The 18,190-nt window shown below is 61.8% G+C and carries 15 protein-coding genes and 1 tRNA gene; 7 read left to right on the forward strand and 9 right to left on the reverse strand.

From position 1 onward, the window contains the following. Positions 1–52: 52 nt before the first annotated feature. The 4 genes from AABA34_RS09765 to AABA34_RS09780 all read left to right on the forward strand — a co-directional run bounded on the left by AABA34_RS09765 (position 53) and on the right by AABA34_RS09780 (position 6,526). Positions 53–919, forward strand: coding sequence for an ImuA family protein (locus tag AABA34_RS09765; protein ID WP_338302456.1), 867 nt, complete (start codon positions 53–55; stop codon positions 917–919). Then, positions 807–2,423 carry a DUF6504 family protein gene (locus AABA34_RS09770; RefSeq protein WP_338302457.1) on the forward strand — a complete coding sequence of 539 codons (1,617 nt, stop codon included), beginning with the start codon at positions 807–809 and terminating at the stop codon, positions 2,421–2,423. The genes AABA34_RS09765 and AABA34_RS09770 overlap by 113 nt, the downstream gene beginning before the upstream one ends. Positions 2,424–2,488: 65 nt before the next feature. Further along, a complete protein-coding gene (locus tag AABA34_RS09775) occupies positions 2,489–2,824 on the forward strand; it encodes a PilZ domain-containing protein (protein WP_051699765.1) in 336 nt (111 codons plus the stop codon). 165 nt (positions 2,825–2,989) lie between these two features. After that, positions 2,990–6,526: an error-prone DNA polymerase gene (locus tag AABA34_RS09780; protein WP_338302458.1), complete on the forward strand. Its 3,537-nt coding sequence runs from the start codon at positions 2,990–2,992 to the stop codon at positions 6,524–6,526. 234 nt (positions 6,527–6,760) lie between these two features. Here the strand turns inward: AABA34_RS09780 and phoB are convergent, their stop codons facing one another. The 8 genes from phoB to recJ form a co-directional block, all read right to left on the reverse strand. Next, complete coding sequence (gene phoB, locus AABA34_RS09785; protein ID WP_034953895.1) at positions 6,761–7,450, reverse strand: phosphate regulon transcriptional regulator PhoB; 690 nt, start codon at positions 7,448–7,450, stop codon at positions 6,761–6,763. Positions 7,451–7,580: 130 nt separating this feature from the next. Further along, complete coding sequence (phoU, locus tag AABA34_RS09790; RefSeq protein WP_034953897.1) at positions 7,581–8,249, reverse strand: phosphate signaling complex protein PhoU; 669 nt, start codon at positions 8,247–8,249, stop codon at positions 7,581–7,583. Continuing rightward, the gene (pstB, locus tag AABA34_RS09795; RefSeq protein ID WP_338302459.1) at positions 8,250–8,996 is read right to left on the reverse strand and encodes a phosphate ABC transporter ATP-binding protein PstB; all 747 of its coding nucleotides are present in this window, start codon (positions 8,994–8,996) and stop codon (positions 8,250–8,252) included. A 41-nt stretch (positions 8,997–9,037) separates the two neighbouring features. Then, on the reverse strand, positions 9,038–10,303 hold the full coding sequence (pstA, locus tag AABA34_RS09800) for a phosphate ABC transporter permease PstA (RefSeq protein WP_338302461.1): 1,266 nt from the start codon (positions 10,301–10,303) through the stop codon (positions 9,038–9,040). Next, positions 10,296–11,681 (reverse strand): phosphate ABC transporter permease subunit PstC, encoded by a 1,386-nt coding sequence (gene pstC, locus AABA34_RS09805; RefSeq protein WP_338302462.1) that lies wholly within the window; start codon positions 11,679–11,681, stop codon positions 10,296–10,298. Before pstC ends, pstA begins: the two co-directional genes overlap by 8 nt. Positions 11,682–11,806: 125 nt before the next feature. Beyond that, positions 11,807–13,048 (reverse strand): ATP-binding protein, encoded by a 1,242-nt coding sequence (locus AABA34_RS09810; protein ID WP_338302463.1) that lies wholly within the window; start codon positions 13,046–13,048, stop codon positions 11,807–11,809. A 98-nt stretch (positions 13,049–13,146) separates the two neighbouring features. After that, positions 13,147–13,221 (reverse strand) — tRNA-Glu (locus AABA34_RS09815). A 104-nt stretch (positions 13,222–13,325) separates the two neighbouring features. After that, entirely contained in the window at positions 13,326–15,113 is a 1,788-nt protein-coding gene (gene recJ / locus AABA34_RS09820; protein ID WP_338302464.1) for a single-stranded-DNA-specific exonuclease RecJ, read from the reverse strand. 80 nt (positions 15,114–15,193) lie between these two features. Here recJ and AABA34_RS09825 point away from each other — a divergent pair, with 80 nt between their 5' ends. From AABA34_RS09825 to AABA34_RS09835, 3 genes are all read left to right on the forward strand, one after another. Next, on the forward strand, positions 15,194–15,676 hold the full coding sequence (locus tag AABA34_RS09825; RefSeq protein WP_034953908.1) for a flavodoxin: 483 nt from the start codon (positions 15,194–15,196) through the stop codon (positions 15,674–15,676). 341 nt (positions 15,677–16,017) lie between these two features. Continuing rightward, positions 16,018–16,608 carry a hypothetical protein gene (locus AABA34_RS09830; protein ID WP_338302465.1) on the forward strand — a complete coding sequence of 197 codons (591 nt, stop codon included), beginning with the start codon at positions 16,018–16,020 and terminating at the stop codon, positions 16,606–16,608. Between the two features lie 91 nt (positions 16,609–16,699). Next, positions 16,700–17,167, forward strand: coding sequence for an AHH domain-containing protein (locus AABA34_RS09835; RefSeq protein WP_338304727.1), 468 nt, complete (start codon positions 16,700–16,702; stop codon positions 17,165–17,167). A gap of 6 nt (positions 17,168–17,173) precedes the next feature. On the opposite strand, the gene AABA34_RS09840 is transcribed toward AABA34_RS09835, so the two are convergent. Beyond that, positions 17,174–18,178: an NAD(P)H-dependent flavin oxidoreductase gene (locus AABA34_RS09840; RefSeq protein ID WP_338302466.1), complete on the reverse strand. Its 1,005-nt coding sequence runs from the start codon at positions 18,176–18,178 to the stop codon at positions 17,174–17,176. Positions 18,179–18,190: the final 12 nt, after the last annotated feature.

The raw sequence follows: 18,190 nt of genomic DNA on the forward strand, positions 1-18,190 counted from the left end.
TGGAACATAATAGGAACAAATAAGACTCGCATGAGTCTTTACCGGTGTTCCTATGACGATATCTGTTCCTCCTCGCAGCGCGACAGCGCTTGATGCCTTTTCGGTTCCGTCGCGCCCCAAGGGGGGCGGCGCAGGGATCCGGCGTTCTGCTGCGCTATTGTCGGCGAAAGACATCGCCGCGCTGTCAAAGGCGCGGGAGGCGCGCTGGCGTCCGGGTCTTTCCGATCAGCCGCTGCATAGCGAGATATTCGCCCATGCCGATGATGCGAGCGGGGCGGGGTTCGCGCTGGCGCTGGCGCGTGACGCGCTGAAGGTGGCGGGCGGGCAAGGCGAAGACCCTCTGGCAGAGGTGGAGGATCGCCGTCAGGTGCTGTGGGTGCAGGACAGGCGGGCGATCCAGCGTTCGGGCCGCCCCTTTCGCGCCGGATTGCCGCCCGACCTGCGAGACCGGCTGATCCATGTCGAGGCGAAAACGCCCGAAGATGCGCTCTTTGCTCTCGAAGAAGGGGTGCGGTGCCGCGATCTGGCCTGCGTGATCGGAGAGATCACCGGTAATCCGCGCGCGCTCGACTTCACCGCATCGCGCCGCCTCAGCCTTGCTGCGGAAAAGCATGGCGTGGCGCTGTGGCTGGTGCGGCTCGACGCGGAGGCTGACCTGTCATCGGCAAGGATGCGCTGGCAGGTCGAAGCGGCTCCTTCCGTACACCCGCGCTGGAACGCGGAGGCACCCGGCGTGGCTGCATGGAAGGCAAGGCTGTTTCGCGCACGCGCCCACGCGCCGGGCGAATGGATATTGAGCGATGACGATGCAAACCTCCACATCCGCCGATCAGCCCCGTCAAACGCCGCCACGCCGGATATTGGCCATCTGGTGCGCCCGACTGTCGGTCGATCGCTGGCGGCTGTCGCTCGCGCCTGAGCAGGATTGCGACACCAGGCCGACGGTTCTTATCACCGAAACCGCGCATGGACCGCGCATTGATGCGGTGAACGATGCCGCGCGCGATGCCGGAGCGCAGACGGGCATGATGCTGGCGGATGCGCGCACGCTTTGCCCGCAGCTTTGCACCGCGCCATCCGATCCTGCCGGTGATCTCGCCATGCTCGAAACGCTGGCTATCTGGGCGCGCCGCTGGGGCCCGTGGAGCGCGCTCGACCCGCCCGACGGCTTGCTGGTCGATGTGACGGCTGTCGCGCATCTGTTTGGCGGGGAACAGCGGTTGCTGGCCGATGTGGAAGCGGCGTTTGCAAGGCGCAGGCTGGCGGTGCGCGCGGCTATCGCACCCACGGCAGGGGCGGCATGGGCGCTGGCGCATTACGGGCCGCGCCACGCGATCATCGACCCGCATCAGGACCCGCTGCGCGCATTGGATGATCTGCCGGTCGCGGCGCTCAGGCTGGATGACGATGTGCTGACGGTGCTGCGCCGGCTTGGCCTCAAACGGCTTGGCGATCTGGCCGGTATCGCCACAGGCGCGATTGACCGGAGCGAGGCGGCGGCGCGCGATGCGCTGCATCGCCGGTTTCGCAATCGCAAATCGCCCAGCGCCAATCCGCTCGTGCGGCTCGATCAGCTGCTGGGCCGCGTGCCAGAGCCGCTGCTGCCGGTCGAGGTACGGCAGATGCCGCTGGTGCAACGCCGCCTGATGGAGCCGCTGCGCCACCGCTCATTGCTCGACCGGGTGATTGCCGATCTGGCGCAGGACATGGCGCGCGAGCTTGAAGCGCGGGCCGAAGGGGCGCGGCGGTTGGAACTGGGTCTGTGGCGTGTCGATGGCGAGGTGATCGGGTTGCGCATCGAGCTGGCGGCGGCAACACGGGAGGCGGCGCATATCGCCCGCCTGTTCGAGGAAAAGCTTGATAAGGTCGATGCCGGTTTCGGGATCGAGACCGTGCGACTGTGCGCCAGCTGGAGCGAACCGCTGGCGATGATGCAGGCCGATGTCGAGCAGGCGGCGGAGCGGCATGGCACTTCGCTTGCCGCCTTTGTCGATCGGCTGACGGTGCGGTTGGGGGCGCAGGCCGTGCGTCGCCCGGTTCCCAATGCCAGCCATTTGCCAGAGCGCGCGCAGGCCTGGCGCCCGCCGCTTGAACCGCAGCCTGCCTTGCAGGGGGCGTTCGAATTCCATGCAAGGCCGCTCAAACTGCTGGACAGGCCGGAGAAGATTTCCGTCCTCTACGCCTCGCCCGATGGCTGCCCCCAGCGCTTTCGCTGGCGCGGCAATGTGCATGAGGTCGCACGCGTGGAAGGCCCTGAAAGGATCGCGCCCGAATGGTGGCGGGAAAGATCCAGTGTGCGCCTGCGCGATTACTACCGGATCGAGGATGCGAGCGGACGACGTTACTGGATTTACCGCCACGGCCACGCCGCGGATGGGCGGGGAGGGGTTCCAGACTGGTTCCTGCAGGGACTTTTCGCCTGAAAATCCTAACCGCATATTATCCATCCGGTCAGGATTTTTTTACCGGTCGGTGGGATAAGATTCCCATGACAGGTTTCCGTGCTGACAGATCTTCTGAACGTCGGCCTCTTGACCTGATGGTCAAGGGAAGGGTGCAGTCGCGCGTGGTCTTTGTCGATCTGGTCGACATTTCCGAAGGCGGGTGCAAGATCAAGGGCAGTAGCGGCTTCGCCAAGGAAGGCGACCGGATCACGATGAAAGTCGGCGATATCAGCGCGCCACTGGGGACGGTGGCCTGGGTGCAGGATCGCTTTGCCGGCGTGCGGTTTGACGGCGAAATGCACCCTGCCGTGCTCGATCATCTGGTGGCTACGGCGGGCAACAATTTCCGAATGGAAAAGCAGCGGCTCCACCGGCTTTGAACCGGGACTTGCAGGCTTTGCATTTGCCTGAATGAAGATTGGAACATAATAAGAACATTCCGTTCTCATGACTCAATGTTCTTATGATTCCACAGTCTCTCCGCGCAGGTACTGAACGGGCGTCGCCGATGCGCCCTGCGCGGCGTGTCCGGGCGGGGTTTCACCATGCCTGACGCCCCGCTTACCCCGGCCAAGCGCAGCCTTGACATCGATCCCGATCTGATCGCGCCGCCGCCGCGTGCGCCCTTTGTCGAGCTGGGTCTGGTCAGCTGCTTCAGCTTTCTGCGCGGCGCCTCCGATGCGGTCGATCTGGTGATGACGGCGCATGCCCTTGGCTATGACGCGATCGGGATTGCCGATGCCAATTCCATGGCGGGCGTGGTGCGCATCCACAGCGAGGCCGGGACGCTCAAGCTGCGCCCGGTGATCGGTTGCCGGATCGAAACGGTCGAGGGGCTGGCCTTCCTCGCCTATCCGAAAGACCGCGCCGCCTATGGCCGCCTCACCCGCCTGATCAGCGCCGGGCGGATGCGGACGCTCGATGGCGAATGGCAGGACAAGGGCGTTTGCGAGATCTCGCTGGAGATGTTGGCGGAGCATTCGCAAGGTGTGCAACTGATCCTGCTGCCGCCGGAAGACTTGGACAGGCCGTTCACGATCCGGGTGCCGAGCAATGTCGTGGCGATCCATTCGCGCGAGGATGATGCGGGGCTGATGCCTGTCACCGCCGCTTTTGCAGACATTATTCCGCATCTCGTCCGCCAGATACCCACGCTGCGCCATATCGCCGCAAGCTACCTCTATCGCGGTGACGACATCGCCCGGATCGACCGGCTCGACAGCCTTGCGCGCGAACACGGGCTGGCTCTGCTGGCGACCAACGATGTGCATTATCACGCCCCCGAACGCCGCCCCTTGCAAGACGTGATGACGGCAATCCGGCACAAGACCACGGTGGCGGAGGCCGGATACCTGCTGAACGCCAATGCGGAACGCCATCTCAAGGGGCCTGAAGCCATGCAGCGCCTGTTTGCGCGCTGGCCGCATGCGATCACGGCGGCGCGCGAGGTTGCCGATGCCTGCGCCTTCAGCCTCGATGAACTGCGTTATGAATACCCTGAGGAGATTTATCCCGACGGAATGACCCCGCAGGAATATCTCGAGGTCGAGACATGGCGCGGGGCGGAGCGGCGATACCCTTCGGGTGTGCCCGATAGCGTGGCGGAAACGCTGGAGCGCGAACTGGCGTTGATCGCGAAGCTCGATCTGGCGCGCTATTTCCTCACCATCAAGGATATCGTCGATTTCGCGCGTGGCTGCGATCCGCCGATCCTGTGTCAGGGCAGGGGATCGGCCGCCAATTCCGCCGTCTGCTATTGCCTTGAGATCACCAGCGTCGATCCGGCGAAACACCAGCTGTTGTTCGACCGTTTCATCTCCGAAGAGCGCAAGGAGCCACCCGATATCGATGTCGATTTCGAGCATGAACGGCGCGAGGAGGTGATCCAGTACATCTATGGGAGATATGGCCGCCACCGCGCCGGGCTGTGCGCCACGGTGATCCACTATCGCCCGCGCATGGCGATCCGCGAAGTGGGCAAGGCGATGGGCCTGTCGGAGGATGTGACCGGGGCGCTTGCCCGCACGGTGTGGGGCGGGTGGGGGCGCGAGATCGACGAACGCCACGCCGCCGAAACCGGCATGGATGTGACCGACCCGCACCTGCGCCGCGTGCTCAAGCTGACCGAGCAGATGATCGGCATGCCGCGCCACCTGTCGCAGCATGTCGGCGGCTTCATCCTGACCGAAGGCGCGCTGACCGAGACTGTGCCGATCGGCAATGGCGCGATGCCCGAACGCAGTTTCATCGAATGGGACAAGGACGACATCGAGGCGTTAGGCATACTCAAGGTCGATGTGCTGGCGTTGGGGATGCTCACCTGCATCCGCAAATGCCTTGATCTGGTGGAGGCGCATCACGGCCGCGTGCTCACCCTTGCCAGCGTCCCGCGCGAAGACCCCGAAACCTATGCGATGCTGCGCAAAGGGGATTCGCTCGGCGTGTTCCAGGTCGAAAGCCGGGCGCAGATGAATATGCTTCCGAGGCTGCGTCCGCGCGAATTCTACGATCTTGTGATCCAGGTCGCGATTGTCCGCCCCGGTCCGATCCAGGGCGACATGGTGCATCCCTATCTCAAACGGCGGCGCGGCGCGGAGGCCGTGCAGATACCCGCACCCGGACCGGCGCACGGCCCGCCAGACGAGCTTTCCAGCATCCTCGGCCGGACGCTGGGTGTTCCGATCTTTCAGGAACAGGCGATGAAGATCGCATTGGACGCGGCGAAATTCTCCAGCCTCGAAGCCAACCGGCTGCGCAAGGCGATGGCGACTTTCCGCAGCCGGGGAATGGTGGACGAGCTGCAGGACATGATGGTCGAGCGGATGGTGGCGCGCGGCTATGATCGCGACTTCGCGCAGCGGTGCTTCAACCAGATCCGGGGCTTTGGCGAATATGGCTTTCCCGAAAGCCACGCGGCGTCTTTCGCGCATCTGGTTTACGTGTCGAGCTGGCTCAAATGCCATTTCCCGGCGGCGTTCGCGGCGGCCTTGCTGAATTCGCAACCCATGGGCTTTTACGCGCCCGCACAGATCGTGCGCGACGCACGCGAGCATGGGGTGGAGGTGCTGCCGGCGGATGTGAACCACAGCGAGTGGGATTGCACGCTGGAGGAGATCGGGCAGGCAAACCACGCCCGGTCAGGCCGGTTTGATCGTCACATCGCGCTGCGCCTCGGCTTGCGCCAGATCGACGGGCTGCCCGAGCATGTCGCCGCGCAGCTTGTGGCGGAGCGTGCCGAAAATGGCGCCTATCGCGATGTCGCCGACTTGCGCGAACGGGCCGGGCTGTCTCCGGCGCATATCGAACGGCTTGCCAGCGCGGATTGCTTTTCCTCGATGGAGCTTACCCGGCGGCAGGCTCTGTGGGATGCGCGCAGCCTGATTTCGGGGCCGGACCTGCCGCTGTTCCGCGCTGCGGCTGAGCGCGACGAAGGGGCGGAACGCAGCGTCACCCGCCTGCCGCAAATGCCGCTGTCGGAAGAGGTGGTGGCCGATTACCAGACGACCCGCCTCAGCCTGAAAGCGCATCCGCTTGCTTTCCTGCGTCCGCAACTGGCCGAACGCGGCTTTGTGCGTGCCTGTGATCTGCGCGCCCGCAAATACCGGAGCATGGTGCAGGTGGCGGGCGTGGTGCTGATCCGTCAGCGTCCGGGCAGTGCCAAGGGGGTGTGCTTCATCACGCTGGAAGATGAGACCGGGGTGATCAACCTCGTCGTGTGGCCCGATCTGAAAGAGAAGCAGCGCCGCGTCGTCATGGGTGCGCGCCTGATGGAGGTGCGGGGGCGCGTCGAATATGATGACGAGGTGATCCATGTGATCGCCCAGCATATGACCGACGCGACCGGACAATTGTATGCGCTGTCCGACGATATGCTGAACGCTCCGGTGGCGCGGGCGGATCACGTCAATTCACCGCTGCCACAGGGTCGCAATCTGACCAGCCTGACAAGCGAGGAGAGGCGCCGCCGCAAGGGTGCCGAACCGCGCGAGATCATTGATCCCCTGCCGCACGATTTCACGCCCAATGTGAAAGGGCATCCGCGCAATCACCGGATCATTCCGAAGTCACGCGACTTTCATTAGCGCGTTTTCCTACTCGCCAGCGCGCTGCTATGGCGGGGTGGCTTTTTCAAATTGTCGCAATGCAGCCCCCCAAGAGGGAGCAATAATTTTTTTAAAACTGGGTAAGTGTCAATTTCGATTATCTGGCGCAACTGTCTGATCGAAAGGGAAAAAACGGCGCGAAACGCGCATGACGCCGTGTCAGCTTTGTCAATTTCGTTCGCGGGTGCAGCAAAGGCTGCGGGGAGAGCGCGATCAGTTCACTTCGAGCGCGTATCCCGCCGAACGCACGGTGCGGATCGGGTCTTTTGCCCCATCGACTTCGATCGCCTTGCGCAGGCGGCGGATATGGACGTCCACGGTGCGCAATTCGATGTCGGAGCCGGTGCCCCATACGCCGTCGAGCAACTGTCCGCGGCTGAACACGCGGCCAGGGCTTTCCATGAAGAATTTGAGCAGACGGTATTCCGTCGGTCCCAATTGCAGAGCGCGGCCCCGACGCTGCACCTTGTGCGCCACCGGATCGAGCTTGATGTCCCCAACCTCGATTGTTTCGCCCGCCAATGCCGGACGGATGCGGCGCATCACCGCCGCCACACGGGCCAGCAGTTCGCGCGGGGAGAATGGCTTGGTCAGGTAATCGTCAGCCCCGGTTTCCAGTCCGCGCACCCGGTCATCCTCCGCCTCGCGTGCGGTCAGCATGATGATGGGGACATGCGCGGTTTCCTTGTCGCGACGCAGGCGGCGGCAAACCTCGATCCCGCTGGTGCCTTCGATCATCCAGTCGAGGATGATCAGATCAGGCACGTCCTCGCTGGCAAGCACCAAAGCTTCATCACCGTCACCGGTGCAGCGCACGCTGTAGCCTTCGTTCTGGAAACGGTATTCGAGCAGTTCCGACAGAGCCGGATCGTCTTCGACAAGCAGCAGTTTGGCGGCGGACATAGGCTGTCTCCTAGACTACGACCCGCGAGAAAACCGGGTTGCAGCTTTCCCATGTTTCATTTCGGCTACAGTTTGATGAAACAGGGTGGGCGAAATTTTCCACAATCACGCCCTACCGCCAAATCCTCGCCTACCGCTCTTCTTCAGGCGGATAGACGCCCGTCGCCGCAAAGTGGACCATCTCGGCCACATTGGTCGCGTGATCGCCGATCCGCTCAAGATTGCGGGCCACGAACAGCAGCTGCGCCGCGCTCGAAATGGTCGCAGGGTTCTCGACCATGTGGCTCACGAGATTGCGGAAAATGCTGTTGTAGAAGGCATCGACCTTGGCATCGGTTGCGATCACTTCGCGGGCCAGATCGGGATCGCGTGCCGAGTATGCCGTCAGCACGTCATGGACCATTTCGCCGGCAATTTCGCCCATGGCGGGCAGCAAGGTCAGCGGTTCGAAACGGTCGCGCCCTTCGATCATGCCGACACGTTTGGCGATGTTCTTCGAATAATCGCCGATCCGCTCGACAACGCCGGCGATTTTCAGCGCGGCGATGACTTCGCGCAAATCGTCCGCCATCGGTGCGCGCAGGGCGATGATCCTGACGGCGAGCTTGTCCACCTCGGATTCGAGCGCATCAATCTTCTTGTCACGCGCGACAACCTGATCGCCCAGCGCCTCGTCTCCGCGAACCAGTGCTTCGAGTGCTTCCTGAATAGCAACCTCTGCAAGGCCGCCCATCTCCGCGATCAGGCCGCGAAGCCGGGTGATGTCCTCATCGAATGCTTTGACTGTATGATCAGACAATTATCCGTACCTACCTGTAATATAATCACGGGTACGCTCTTCTATCGGATTTTGGAAGATATCCGAGGTGGGCCCGTATTCAATCATCTTGCCGAGATGGAAAAACGCGGTGCGCTGGCTGACGCGAGCAGCCTGCTGCATCGAGTGGGTGACGATGACGATCGCATAACGACCCGAAAGCTCGTCGATCAGTTCCTCGATCTTGGCAGTCGCGATGGGATCGAGCGCTGATGCCGGTTCGTCCATCAGGATCACTTCGGGATCGACCGCGATAGCTCGGGCGATGCAAAGACGTTGCTGCTGGCCGCCAGAAAGCGCCGTGCCCGACTCGTCGAGACGGTCTTTTACTTCGTCCCAAAGCCCGGCACGCCTGAGCGAACGCTCGACGATTTCGTCGAGGTCCGCCTTCTTTTCGCCAAGACCATGAATCTTCGGACCGTAGGCAATGTTTTCGTAAATCGATTTGGGAAAGGGGTTGGGCTTTTGAAAAACCATGCCGACCCGCGCGCGGAGTTGCACCACGTCCATGGCATCGCCGTGGATGTCCTCGCCTTCCAGTTCGATGAGGCCGGTCACCTTTGCCGCAGCGATGGTGTCATTCATGCGATTGAAGCACCGCAGGAAGGTCGACTTGCCACAGCCCGACGGGCCGATGAAGGCAGTCACGTAATCGGGCGAGATGTCGATCGACACATCGTCGATAGCCTTCTTGGAGCCGTAATATACAGAGACATCACGCGCGCTCATTTTCGCGTTTTTGTCTTCTTTGATGCTTTCGTGAATGCGTGTCACCAGGTCTTCTCGAACTTGTTGCGCAGATAAATGGCGAGGCCGTTCATCAGCATGAGGAACAGCAGCAGGACGATGATGGCGGCGCTGGTGCGCTCGACAAAGCCCCGGTCGATCTCGTCCGACCACAGGAAAATCTGCATCGGCAGGACGGTGGCAGGGGACGTGAAACCATCAGGAGGGGTCGCGACAAATGCGCGCATTCCGATCAACAGCAGCGGCGCGGTTTCGCCAAGCGCGCGTGCCATGCCGATGATCGTACCCGTGAGCATGCCGGGCAGGGCAAGCGGCAGGACGTGGTGGAACACGACCTGTACCGGCGATGCGCCGACGGCAAGGGCGCCATCACGGATCGAAGGAGGCACCGCCTTGATCGCGTTTCGTCCGGAAATGACAATGACCGGCATGGTCATCAGCGCCAGCGTCATACCCCCGATTAGCGGCGCTGATCGCAAGTTGGGGAACAGGGTGAGGAACACCGCCAGACCCAGAAGGCCAAAAATGATCGAGGGCACCGCGGCCAGATTGTTGATCGAAACCTCGATCAGTTCAGTCCAACGATTCTTCGGCGCGTATTCTTCAAGATACAGAGCCGCCAGGACTCCAATGGGGAACGCCAGAACAAAGGTGACGATCATGGTGAAGATCGACCCCTTGAGCGCGCCCCAGATGCCGACTTGCTGCGGGCTGGTCGCATCGGACCGGGTCAGGAAGCCCGAGTCCCAGTTCTTGGCAAGCTTGCCCTCGCTGACGAGCCTTTGGGCAAGCGCCTGCATCTCTGGCGATCCTTCGCCAGCGAGGCCTGCGGCTAGGTTTGAAGAGGCGGCGAGGTCGTAACTTGCTGTTCGCCCGATCAGCGTGGGATCGGCCTGCAATTCGGCCGCCACGTCGCGCCAAGCGTCGCGGCTGACTTCTGCTGCGCCATCTGCTCCTAGTTGCTGCTCGGCATAGAAAGCAACGATCTGGTCAAGCCCCTGCATCTCGAGCATCTGTATCGCGCTCGGTGCTGACAGCGAAGCGGCATCACCGCTCAAGCCGCTGGCAGGGAAGTCGATCGTGACTTCGACTTCGGCGCGCTGGAACCCGCCGATACCGTTGATCAGCATGTTGCCCAGGAGGAAGACCAGAACTGAAACTGAGAAAACGATGGCGCCCATACCCAGCGCGCGAAAGCGACGCTCGGCAATGTAGCGCTGCTTGAGCCGTTTCGCGAAAGCGTCTGTACGGGTGGGCCCCAGGTTGGAGGTGTTCACGGCGTTACTCATAAGCTTCACGGAACCGTTTGACGACACGAAGCGCGATGATGTTCAGGACGAGGGTCACGACGAACAGAACGAAGCCCAGTGCGAATGCACTGAGCGTTGCCGGGTGTTCGGTCGTTTGTTCACCGGTCAGCAGCTTGACGATTTGAACGGTCACAGTCGACATCGGTTCGAGCGGGTTGGCAGTAAGGTTTGCCGCAGGCGAGGCGGCCATGACCACGATCATTGTTTCTCCGATCGCGCGGCTCACGGCGAGCATGATCCCCGCCACGATCCCCGGAAGGGCAGCTGGGAAAAGCACGCGCTTGATCGTCTCGGACTGGGTTGCTCCCATTGCGAGACTGCCATCACGCATGGCTCCAGGAACGGCCGCCATGGCATCGTCAGCCATCGAGGAAACGAATGGAATGATCATCACGCCCATCACGACACCGGCGGCTAGCGCGCTTTCCGTCGATGCGCCTGAAATGCCCACCGCAACTGCGGCGTCACGGATGGCGGGCGCAATCGTAAGCGCGGCAAAATAGCCGTAAACCACTGTGGGAACGCCCGCGAGAATCTCCAGCGCGGGCTTGATCCATGCACGCAGGCGCGGATCGGCATACTGGGTTAGGTAGACCGCGCTCATCAGGCCAAGCGGAATGGCGACAATCATTGCGATGATCGCCCCGATCAGGATCGTACCCCAGAACAACGGGATCGCTCCGTAACGTGAACCGTCCGGATTTGCCGGGTTGCTCATCGGATCGGGGGCCCAGAAAGTGCCGAGGAGGAAGTCAATCGGCGAAACCATGCCAAAGAAACGGACGGTCTCAAAAACGAGGCTCGCAACGATACCGAAGGTGGTCAGGATCGCGACGAGCGATGCCAGCAACAGCACAGTCATCACCGTCCGTTCGACCTTGGTGCGAGCGCGGAAATCCGGCTTGACGCGCAGGAACGACCATGCACCGCCAGCGAAAGCGATCAGGGTGGTGATGGCAATGCCGGTCAGATTGTAGCGGCTTATTGCTTCGCGGAAGGGTTCGACCAGCCCTGCGGCTTCTTCGTTGAAGACACCGGCTGCATTGCCTGTGGCAACCGCTCGCGCTTCTGCGATCCATGCTTCGCGTTCAAAGCCGAAGCTCGGGAGGACTTCCGCGGCGGGAGATGCGAGGACGCTTTGCATGATCAGTTGCGGGGCGATCAGAGACCATGCCACCGCGAAAGCCAGAACAGGCACGATGACCCACACCGCCACATACCAAGCATAATACACCGGGCGCGCAGCGGGCCGGACGTCGGGACTTGCCTTCTGAAAACTCCACGCCTTAGCCCTGCCGGCAAGCCAGCCGATGAGACCTAGTCCGACGGCAATCAGAAAAAGAGTGATGGGCGACATGGGTTAACCTGTTTTCCCTGAAGCGACCGGTTCGGTCAGGAGGGCCGCAATTGGGCGGTAAAGCTAGACTTCAGAGGCGTTCGAAATGTGCAATGGAGTGCGAATGTTGAAGAAATAAGACAAAATTACGACACGGCTGTCGAATCCTGATCATCTTGCGCATCAGGAAGCTCAGCAACGGTGGCTGCTGGGGCGGATCCTGATGCCATTCCGGCGGATTCGACTGACGGCAGACGGACAATCACGCGGGTCCCTTTGCCCAGGTCGCTCTCAATGTCGAGCTTTCCGCGATGACGTTCCACGATATGTTTGACGATGGCGAGGCCGAGCCCGGTGCCGCCTGATGCCCTGCTGCGACCCGGATCGGTGCGATAGAATCGCCGTGTCAGGTGCGGGATATGCTCAGGTGCAATGCCATCCCCTTGATCGATAACACTGATTCTCGCCATGCCATCGCGCGCGAGATCTAGACGGACCTGCACGATGCAATCCGCCGCGCCGTATTTCAGCGCGTTATCGACGAGGTTTCGCACCACCTGTTCCAGCTGTTGTTCATCGCCGCGAACGCTCGGGCTTTCTGTCAATTCAAGCGCTAGGCGCTGCATTCTCTCGGAACCCGCTGCATCCCGCGCAGCGCGCTCCACCAGCTTTCCCAGCGCTAGCAACTGCTGAGGCAAATCATGCTTTTCCGCTTCCACCCGTGACAGGCTCATCAAATCGCTGATCAGGCTGTGGAGGCGTTGCGCTTCGCGTTCGATCGTCTCGAGGAAACGCTGCGAGGTGGGCGAATCAAGGTTGCCGCCGCTTTCCCTCAGCGTTTCGACGTAGCCGAGGATCGCAGCAAGCGGCGTACGCAGTTCATGGCTCGCGTTGGCCACAAAATCGGTATGGGCGCGGCTGATGTCGGCTTCGGCGGTCTGGTTGATCAGTTCGATAACGGCGAGCTTGTCATCGACAGCTTGTCGATTGACCTGCCAGATGTCCTGCCGACGCACGAGGCCGCGCACGATGGCCTGCCCATTGCGCTGTTCGCCAACCAATGCTGCCGCCTCCGGGTGGCGAAACGCGACCCGGGCATCCTGTCCGATTATGTGCTGTCCCAACAACTTGCGCGCGACGCGATTGGCGATCACGATCAGGTTCTTTTCCGTCACCAGCAGGGGTGTCGAGGAGTTCTCGATCAGATCGCGCATGGCATCGCGGGTAAAGGATGGCTTTACCACTACCGGAGGTGGCTCAGGTGGTTGGCCTGCGGTTACGAGCAGAGATCCGATCCAGACAATGATGACGGCAGCAGACAGAATCGGATCGGTGCCAAGCAGCAGCAAGGCCACGAAAGCCACCATCGCTAGGAGAATGCCGGCCACAGGAAAGGTCTGCCAAGAGCCCATGGGCAATCGCTCTACAGCGCTCGGCTGCAAGGTCAATTTTTGTGTGATTAACCGGCAAGCCGAGCGTGGAAAGTTGGTGACCCGTACGGGAATCGAACCCGTGTTTCAGCCGTGAAAGGGCCGCGTCCTAACCGCTAGACGAACGGGCCACGCTCGTTGCGGAAGCGCGCATCTAGGGGTGTGCGTCCGACGGGTCAAGCCCGTATTGGCAGGATTTGTGAAAATTTGTGTGCCGCCAAAGATGGTGCACGATTCAATCGGCAAACGCCGCGTCTTCCAGATGCAATTCTGCCGCCGGACGGCTGCCCCAGTCATCCAGCTTGACCCGACCGGCCAGATGGAACCGCCGTCCTTTGCTGCGGTGGATCAGCGTCTGTGCCATCTCGGTCTCAGCCGCACGAAATGCGATGGCCTTGAACGAACGCCCGTCTTGGCCAGCGGCAATCACCCGCAGGTGGTCTTTGCCCACTATGTCTGCCTTGATGATGTGTGCGGGGCCAACGGCGACACGCGGAGCCGGCCAGCCAACACCGAACGGGCCTGCCGCCTCCAACGCGGTGACAAGATCCGGCGTAAGGCCTCCGGGTGCCAGCGACAGGTCAAGGTGCATGACCTGTCCGGCCCGTGCACGCTCGACATCGCGAGCCAGCCGCGAATCGAGAAATTCGGTGAAGGCAGAAAGCTTGTCTGCGGGAATGGTGAGGCCCGCCGCCATCGCATGTCCGCCACCGGCCACCAGCAATCCTTCTTCGCGGGCAGCAATGATCGCTGCTCCAAGATCCACGCCGCTGATCGATCGGCCTGAGCCTTTTCCCGTTCCGTCCGCATCGTCCAACGCAATTACGATGGACGGCTTGCCGGTCTTCTCCTTGATCCGGCCGGCGACGATCCCGATCACTCCGGGGTGCCATCCCGAGCCCGATAGAACTTGGACTGCCATATTGTGCTGACCAGCGAGCTGCGCCTCGGCTGCCTCCTGCACCTCCGCCTCGATGGCTCGCCGTTCCTCGTTCAACCGCGAAAGGTGCTCTGCGATCTCGCGCGCTTCCTCGGGGTCACGGCTTGTCAGCAACTGGACACCCAGTGTCGACTCGCCAATTCTCCCACCGGCATTGATCCGCGGACCCAGTGCAAAGCCCAGGTCTGACGCCACTGGCGCACGGGTAAGGCGGCTTGCATCCATCAGCGCGGCCATGCCGATCCGCTCGCGCCGAGCGAGTATCTTGAGGCCTTGAGCGACAAAGGCGCGATTGAGTCCGTGCAATGCAGCAACGTCGGCCACGGTGCCGAGCGCGACCAGATCGAGCAGGCTCATCAGGTCTGGTTCCTGACGTCCATTGAAGTATCCGTCGGCTCTCAAAACCCGGACGACTGCAATCGCGAGCAGGAACGCCACGCCGACCGCTGCAAGATGCCCGTGGCTTGCCGCGAGATCGTTTTCGTCAAGGCGATTGGGGTTGACCAATGCGGCGGCAGGAGGAAGCTCCGCTGCGCATTTGTGGTGATCCACCACGATGACATCCACACCCGCATCGCGCGCCATAGTCAGCGCTTCGTGCGCCATGGCCCCGCAATCGACAGTGACAATCAGGCTGGAGCCTTCGCGCGCAAGCTGCACCAGGGCTTCACCTGTGGGGCCATAACCTTCGAGGAGCCTATCCGGAATGTAATAACCTGCATCAACATCCAGCGAACGGAGCAATTCCACCAGCAGCGCGGCGCTTGTCGCCCCATCGACATCGTAGTCGCCATAGATCGTGATCTTTTCGCCGGCGGCTATCGCCTTCACGATCCTTTCGGCAGCGCGATCCATATCCCGGAACTCGGATGGATTGGGCAGAAATTCGCGCATGGTGGGCTTCGCGTGTTTCTCCACCTCGTCTGCAGCGACCCCCCGGGTCATCAGCAACTGGGTGACGATGTCGTTATCAAGGCCATGTGCGCCCTCTGCCAGTTCCATATTGCCGCCGCGCCACTGCCACGCACGCCCGTTAAGCGATTGTGCGACACCGAGAACATTGGAGAGGGAACGGGAATTCATCTCGTGACATTAGCCGATACCGGGCTGGTGCGACAGAGATGCGGATTGACAATCGACAGCCCTATTGGCGAAGCCGTGGCATGAGCAATGCCCGCAATCTTCTCGTCATCTGGCACAGCCGGACTGGAGCCAGCAAGGCGATGGCGCAAGCCGCGGCCGATCACCCGAATGCAAATTTGATGCGCGCTCGGGACGTAAGCGCCGAACATTTGCTGGCGCACGCCGGTTTCCTCTTTGTCGGCCCCGAAAATCTTGCGGCATTGTCGGGGGAGATGAAGGAGATGTTCGATGCGAATTACTACCCGGTGCTCGGCCAGCTAGAAGGCCGTGCCTATGCGACGATTATCGCGGCGGGATCGGATGGCGAGGGGGCTCAGCGGCAACTGGATCGCATCGCGACGGGCTGGCGGTTGCGCAGGGTGGCTGACCCGATGATTGTCCGGTTCGACGCTCAGACGCCCGAAGCGATCCTTGCAGAAAAATCGCCATGCAACAAAGTCTTGCATGATTGCCGAGAACTCGGCACCGGGTTGGCCGAGGGGCTGTCGATGGGGCTTTTCTGACTTAACTCGGCTAATTGTGTTGTTTCTGAACAATCGAGACTCGACGCTGGAATGAAATGCGGCCAAGCTTAGATCGCAGCCTACCGCGGGTCGCGGTGAGGAAGGGATTTTAGGGTATCGCTGGGTCATCGGATTCAGTTGCCAAGGGGCTATTTCTGCTGTTTGCGAGAGGCAAGCGGCCTGACCGCGCTGCGATAAGAGCGTTTGTCGCAAGTCAGCGGGCGATTTCGCTCACCCATGATCCGGAGGCGGATCGGTCGATCCATCTGGTTGCCAACGACGGACATTCGCTTGGCCCGAGCGATGATGAACCTTCCGGGTCGAATTCCATTTGGCTCGAATTGCTTCGCGAAGGCCTTGTCTTCGATCTCGTCGGCATCGCACCCGGTGCGAAGGTGGACTTGCCCGTGATCAACCACCAATTCGACATGGCCGAAATGCCTGATCCTCCAGAATGCGATCCGATCCAATTGATGCCAGGCCCACATGTCTCTGCCGGTGGCAACAGCGTGCCGGTGGCCAAGGCACTCGTTGGACTTGCCAGTGATCTGCTTTGCCATTTTGACGATCTGGTTGCTGTGGTCTGGCCACCTTCGAACAGTGTGATCGGCCGGCGCTTCTTCGAATCGACGACAAGTGCCTGGATCTCAGGAGGCCCATTTCCGGCACTTGGCCTGACCGCATTTCGTGAAACGCTCGACGGTGCTGTGCAAAGCGTCGGGCTTGAATACTGGATCGGTCAGGAAATCCGGATTGAACCACCCCTTTCCGCAGACCCGCTTGCCGCCACGCGTCTTGGGGTGCGCCTCGTCAATCAGTTGGTAATTCTCGGCGGCATCGAGGGTAGCGAACGGATCGTCGGGCCGGATGGTTCCCGCTTGCTGTTAACCTTGTCCCGGAACCAGAAGTTTATCAGGGTTTCAAGAGAATAGCCCCCTAAACGAAGGGGTCGCTATCGCTCTTTGTGAACTGCAGTTCCGCGGGCAGGCGGATATTTCGCGCGTCGCGATACCCTTTCGCTCAATCAATCGCCGCGGGTCCAAGGAGCATGACCCGACAATGCAGCGGCATCACTTGCTTCCCCGGCAGTTGCTTGGGCGGCAGTGTTTCGGGCGGATGTTCGCGGCGATCGGGCGAGGGCGGGTACGGTTTGACGACTTTCGCGCCAACGGCCTGCTGCTCCCTGCGACCGAGAAGGCGTCGCTGCGCACTTCGCTGCCGCTGCACCGGGGGCCGCACCATCGCTACAACGAGATGGTGATCGAGCGTGTCGGGGCCATCGAAGCGGACTGGGCCACCACACGCCTCCGATCTCCCGAGGGCGCTGCCGAGCAGGCCGTCTTCCGCCTCGCGCTGCTTCAGAGGGCATTGCGACGGCGGCTGCTGGCGGAACGCAACCGCATCATCCTCAATCGCAACGATCCGCTCGGCACCGGCTTCGACTTCACCGAGCTCGACGCCATGGCCGAGGCGCTGTGGGCAACGACGTGAGGGCGGTTACTCCGCAGCCTCCGCCAGTTGGGTCCACGATGTGTAGTTCGAATTCGCCAGCATCCGCGCCTTGGCTTCGTGATATTCGCGCTCCATCCGCGCCACCAGGTCTTCCACCGTGCCGACCGACTTGATCGCGCCGACGCCCTGGCCCGATCCCCAGATGTCCTTCCAAGCTTTGGCCTTGGTGTTGCCGCCGCTGCCGAAGTTCATCTTCGACGGATCGCTTTCCGGCAGATTGTCGGGATCAAGGCCCGCTGCCTCGATCGATGAGCGCAGGTAGTTGCCGTGCACGCCCGTGAACAGGTTGGTGTAGACGATACCGCTTGCGTCGCCATCGACGATGCCCTGCTTGTAGGCGGCGTCGGCATTGGCTTCCTCGGTCGCGATGAAGGCGCTTCCGGCATAGGCGAAGTCTGCGCGCAGCGATTGCGCGGCAAGGATCGAGGCACCGTGCGCGATCGAGCCGGACAGTGCGACCAGCCCGTCAAACCATTCGCGGATCTCCTGCATCAGCGCAAAGGGCGACAGCGCCCCTGCATGGCCGCCAGCGCCCGCCGCCACCGGGATCAGGCCGGTCGCGCCCTTTTCAATGGCTTTCATGGCAAAGCGGTTGTTGATCACGTCGTGCATCGTGATCCCGCCCCAGTTCTTCACCGCCTGATACACTTCCTCGCGCGCGCCCAACGAGGTGATGACCATCGGCACTTGCCACTTCTCGCAGGTCGCCATGTCGGCATCGATCCGGTCGTTGGTCTTGTGGACGATCTGGTTTACGGCGAACGGTGCAGCCGGGCGATCGGGGTTCTCGCGATTGTGCTTCGCCAGTTCCTCGGTGATCTGGTGCAGCCATTCGTCGAGCAGCGATTGCGGACGCGCGTTCAGCGCCGGAAAGCTGCCGATGATCCCGGCCTTGCACTGCGCGATCACCAGCTCCGGTCCGGACACGATGAACAGCGGCGATCCGATCAGCGGCAGGCGAAGGCGGTCAAACGGGGCGGGAAGCGGCATGGGTGATCTCTC

Origin of the sequence: Erythrobacter sp. Dej080120_24 (assembly GCF_036322605.1) — a bacterium.
Taxonomy (GTDB): Bacteria; Pseudomonadota; Alphaproteobacteria; order Sphingomonadales; family Sphingomonadaceae; genus Erythrobacter; species Erythrobacter aurantius.